Source organism: Caballeronia terrestris, from assembly GCF_001544515.1.
Classification (GTDB): Bacteria; Pseudomonadota; Gammaproteobacteria; order Burkholderiales; family Burkholderiaceae; genus Caballeronia; species Caballeronia terrestris.
In genome coordinates this window covers 1-4,596 of the sequence record NZ_FCOL02000171.1, presented here as the reverse complement: position 1 = coordinate 4,596, position 4,596 = coordinate 1, and the positions used below count along the sequence as shown (strand labels likewise).

The following is a 4,596-nucleotide window of genomic DNA, read 5'->3' as shown; positions in this document are numbered from 1 at the left end:
ACGCAGGCTCAAGCCCTGGCCAATACACATCGACGTTGTCGTCTTGCACGAACCGCCTTTAAAGTTGGCTGTTATCAAAACTCGACCCCGATGCTCCCGCGTGCCGGTGACGAGCGGAGTCTGGTAAATGTCGGATACTTGCTGTACCCACGCTCGCGCGTCCTTCAAAGAAAAAATTCGTGCGCGCCCAGTCCCGTGCGCTTCGCCTGGTGGCAACTCGCTGCCTTCCTTTGTTGCCAAATAGTTTATTTTTTGACGGTCTAGTCCACACATTTCCGATAGCTCACCTATCGTAAAGACGGGTGCATTCTTCCTGGGCCTCGGTGCGAGGATCTGGTCGCGAAGTTCGTTTGTCATGACCGACAAGCGTTCGGCGAACTCTCCCAGGTTTGAGAGTTTCACCCTTCGATTAATCCCTGGGAGTTCACTTAAGTTCATTCGCGTTTTCCTTTATGTATGCACGGTGAGGAAATTTCTCGACACTCAGCGTTGTTTCAACGGTTTTGGTGCGACTATGCGCCAAACCGTAGAATACTCGGCCAGCCAAAGAATGGCCACCGGAAATCGCGCGCGGATAGTGCGCGCATCTCAATTGCTAATAAATCGTTTTGAATCAAACACTTGCTTCGATATTCGTGTTGCCAAATGTGAGTTCGGCAGGACGTTCGAAGCAAGCAAGCGGCTCGAACGCCCTCCAATTCCGACCTTTCATCACAAAAGACCTCACCATAGATAGCGTGTGCGAACGATCTTCGCTGCTCTATATTGACCGCTGTGGCGGTTGAATTCGCGCAAACGTCAGCTACGGGACGGATCTAAGGGCGAACAATGTCACTGCCGGACCGCCAAGCCGAATGTTTAAAACGCGGGATGGACTACCAAGCCGTTGTTCGTTATTTAATAAAAAGAACCAACACACCACTAACAGTGCAGCGATGTTGTTATAAGAATCAGATACTTATCGCTGAGAAGTGAGGTGTTCTGTGTTGGAGGTGATGTTGATTGAGAAGAAAGGTGATGTGTTTACCACGCGGAAGTGAGGTGATTTGGCGCTGGAAGTGAGGTATTTGGGCACGAAAGGTGAGGGAAACTGTGATTGGAGGGCGCCTATGGTGAGGTATTGTGTGCTGACGCCCGCCTAAGGTGAGGTGATCTGTGTTGACAGCTCACTTTGCGGTGGGTACCGTACGTTCTCATCAAAATAAGCTGCAGCGGGTCAAGGAGGCAGGATGACGAGAGCAGGGCAGGTCGCCACGTCCAGGCAATTGGCGCTGGCCCTATTCGATGACGCGAGCGCTGAAGGCCTCCCCGTCGAAGCTGCCCGAACCGACATCGGTTTCGCGCGCAAGAACGTCTTGATTCGCATCGTCGACCTTGGCGTGGCGGCGCGTCGCCTTATCGACGCAGCCTACTTTATTGTCGCGCAGGAAGAAAAGGTTCTCGACCTGTACGACGTCGAGCTAGATTACTTCAAGTGGCTCATGCGATATTCGAGTCGGAACAACGCCCACTTGGAACAGGTCATTACAGAGGCGCAAAGAGCGCTCATTCAAGCTACAGCAGAGCCCGAGGCGGACGGCTCCAAGCCATTCGGATCAGTTCAACTGATCGGGCGCATCTCTTACGTAGGTGGGCGTTTCCAATTCCGAGTACCACCCGACGTCATCGGGATCATTCGCGGCCCTGGGAAATCACATTGGCTGAGCCTGCGCATAACATCGCTCTTTACCCTTAGCTACGCGCGCGTGATGTACGACCACCTCCTTCCCTATGCGAGCGAGGGCGTGACCGACTGGTTCACGCTCGACGAACTCCGGGAGTGGCAAGGATCGATGGGCGCGAAGGCGCTGGAGTTCAAGTACTTCAAACGAGACTGGCTCGCCCCCGCCGTGGACCAGATCAACGACGTGTCCGACCTGTCGCTATCGTACGAGACGCGAAACGAACCTGGCTCCCGCAAAATCGGACGCATGCGGTTTCGCGTCGAGCGCAAGGAGATGGCTGAGCGCTTGCTCCATTCGCACGAACAGGCACAGGCGCTCTATCAGACCTTGAAGCGGGAGATCGGCCTGTCCAGCGCACAGTTCAATCAGATCGCCTCCGACAGGGATACCTACTCCGACGAGCGCTTGGAGCAGGCGGTCGAGCGTACACGTTTTAGTCTGAAACTGGGAAAGGTGTCAAAGAGCCCAGCGGGCTTTTTCATGAAGGCGTTGAAGGAAGGCTGGATCGTCTCGGATGCTGAGCGTCAGATGGTGCAAGTCCAGCAAGGGTTGGCCTTTACCGACCAGCGGGAGGCCGAAGCGAAGGCGCAGGCCGAGACCCGCATGGCGTTGCAGATCGCGGCCCAGGATGTCCATGCCCAGAACCGTATCGTCGACGAAGTTCGTCGTGGCTGGGAAGTGTATCTGGCCGCGACGCCGAAGCAACGCGAAGATTGGAGGCGTACCTACAAGTCGAGCCCGGGCGGAAAGCTCACGCTCCGCAGGCTGGGCATCGGTCCATCGACCGATCTCGCCGAAGCCATGATCGAGAAGTATCCGGACCTGCGAGATAGTTTTTCGGGATACGTATTCAACAAAACACGGTCTGGTAAGGGGAGGGGCCAATGAGACACAGCCCCTGCATTTGTTCGGACGGCCTTCAGGGTTTGACGAGGGATTGACGTGCAAACCCTGGCAACGAAATCGTCGTCCATCGACATCGCGCCTGATGTCGATGTGTGGCGCTGCCACGGATGAGGCTGAAGGCCCGGAACGACTGCTGGCTGCTGATCTAGACCGGGCTTCCTTGCCGGCGGCTATCGACAGTCTTGTCATTCACAGTCCGCGGCCGGTGGCTGCTGTCGGGAAGCACGCGGGCTGTTTGCTCGCTTTATTTTCTTTTCAGTACCGCTTTCGAACTTTGATGAGCCGGGCTTGAAATGCCTCTCTCCGAGGCCCGGTACAACCGCTCTCGCTTCGACCGTGGCCTTGCACAGTGCATGAGGCCCACGAATTCGCCAACGCTCGACAAGTTGCATTCCGGGTCGGCGTATAAGCGTCGCGGGGGTACAGCACTCTTTTAGCCATCTAGAGGGCTTACTGCGGCGTCTCGCCGATGATGTGGTGCTGCCAGCTCGGAAGGACGACGTGACGGTGAGGCGAGGACGTCGTCGCGTATTCGGGGTGTTCTGATCGTGACGAAACACTGTGAGACGGCCAAGCCCAGCGCCTAGCAAGCAGGACTCATCAAAGGCAAGATGCCGCGCAACACGATCTTGAGCGTTGGGCCTCTGGCCGCGCTCATGATCGGTGTGTTGGCTTTGTCTACGAACTGAAGGCGGACGAAGATACTCGCTTGAATTTGTCGGCGCGCTCAAGCGCAGCACAGAAGCAGAGCGGACCAGGTGACCCGCCAGCAGCAGGAAGGCGCCGCGGCCGCAGCCGCCACGGCGCTGCGTTCGACGTGGCTGCTGCCCAACGCCTGAGCGTGAAACCAATGCTCACCGGCAGCGATTTTCAGAGCGAGGTGAGCGGGGGGCGACTCAGACACGCGCCAACACGCACGCGAATCCAACGAAGACGCGATTAACGTGTCGTCCGTGTTCGAGAGGGCGGGGTGCTTCCCGAATTCCGAAGCAGCAGGAACAGGCGCTCCCTGCGGGTGTTCCGTCGCCGGACGTTTTCCTTGCCGCGTGCGCGGGGTTTCGCCTAGAAGGTACGTCCTTCCACCAGATGCGTCTTCACCCCATTGAGCACATAGTCGCCAACGACCTTCGCCTTGTGATGCAGCGGGTTATGGCTGAAGATCGTGCGCAGATTGCGCCAGTGCCGGTCGAAATTGTGCTTGCGCGACGTCGCCGATGCGCCGCCCGCGTCGAAGAGACGCTCGCCCGCCTGCAGCGCCAGCTTGCCAACCACGACCTGCGTGCGCGCCGTCGCGAGCGCCCCTTGCAGCACGAGTTCGTCCGCCGCCGGATCGCCGCCCAGGATCGCATCCGACGAAACGCCAAGCACGCGCGCGTTGTCGCGCACGAGCACGTCGATCGTATGACTGAGCGCGGATAGCTCGCCTACGACCTGCTGGATGAACACGTCCTCGCGGGCCGTCGGCGCGGTGGAGTGCAGTACCGGACGGCCGTGCGCCGTCACGTACTTGCGCGCATCGGAGACGACATTGCGCACGATTCCCGCCGCCACCGCCACCAGATGCAATTGCCGATACGCGCCGCCATGCCGCCCGACGAGCGACGAATAGCCCTTCTCGATCACTTCGTTCGGATCGACCCTGACGTTATCGAACACCACGCTGCCGCTCGCCGTCATGCGCTGGCCCATGCCGTCCCAGTCGTCGAGGACTTGGAGCCCTTCGGCGCGCACGGGGATGACCGCGGTGACGCCTTTGCCGTCTTCGTTCACGAGGTTCGTGCGCACAAAATCCGCGTAAGCGGTGCCCGTCGTGTAGTACTTCTTGCCCGTCACGCGGAAGTGATCGCCCTCACGCCGCAAAACGGTTTCGATCTCGCCAGCGCGCGCTGTGCCCTGTTCACCGGACGCGCCACCGAACAGCGCACCCTCGACGATGCGGCGCAATTGCCGGTCGTGGAACGGCGTG

The 4,596-nt window shown here is 58.7% G+C and carries 2 protein-coding genes and 1 pseudogene; 1 reads left to right on the top strand and 2 read right to left on the bottom strand.

Translation table 11 applies throughout. From position 1 onward, the window contains the following. Positions 1 to 438, bottom strand: a pseudogene (locus AWB67_RS42505) (ParA family protein); the annotation flags it as partial. A gap of 791 nt (positions 439 to 1,229) precedes the next feature. Between AWB67_RS42505 and AWB67_RS34560 the strand changes: the two are divergent. Next, positions 1,230 to 2,612: a replication initiation protein gene (locus tag AWB67_RS34560; protein ID WP_087660443.1), complete on the top strand. Its 1,383-nt coding sequence runs from the start codon at positions 1,230 to 1,232 to the stop codon at positions 2,610 to 2,612. Between the two features lie 1,080 nt (positions 2,613 to 3,692). On the opposite strand, the gene AWB67_RS34555 is transcribed toward AWB67_RS34560, so the two are convergent. Further along, positions 3,693 to 4,596 (bottom strand): acyl-CoA dehydrogenase family protein (locus tag AWB67_RS34555; protein WP_125477817.1); only part of this gene is annotated, 904 nt, incomplete at its 5' end.